Source organism: Psychrobacter sp. TB20-MNA-CIBAN-0197 (assembly GCF_040309765.1).
Taxonomy (GTDB): Bacteria; Pseudomonadota; Gammaproteobacteria; order Pseudomonadales; family Moraxellaceae; genus Psychrobacter; species Psychrobacter submarinus.
The window spans coordinates 1-250 of record NZ_JBEOPC010001107.1; the positions used below are offsets into that span (position 1 = coordinate 1).

Annotated in this window: 1 protein-coding gene; it reads right to left on the bottom strand. The window is 52.0% G+C overall.

The window, feature by feature from the left end; translation table 11 throughout:
• A partial coding sequence (locus tag AAEY83_RS17350) for an NAD(P)-dependent oxidoreductase (protein ID WP_351061162.1) occupies positions 1-250 on the bottom strand: 250 nt, incomplete at both ends.

Consider the following 250-nt stretch of genomic DNA (forward strand, 5'->3'; position numbering starts at 1 on the left):
TTTGGGTACCGCGCAGCTTCCCCTCTACAGTATAACCAGCGATATGTGGCGTTGCGATAGCCAACTTGCTTAACAAACTCTCGGCAATCTCTGGCTCATGCTCAAACACATCAAGCACTGCTTGGCGTCCCGTACGCTCAATATCTGCTGCTAAATCACGCGCATGAATGACGGGTCCGCGCGCGCTATTAATGAGCATAGTATGCGCAGGCATCATACTCAGGGCATCTGCGTTGATTAGATGCCGCGT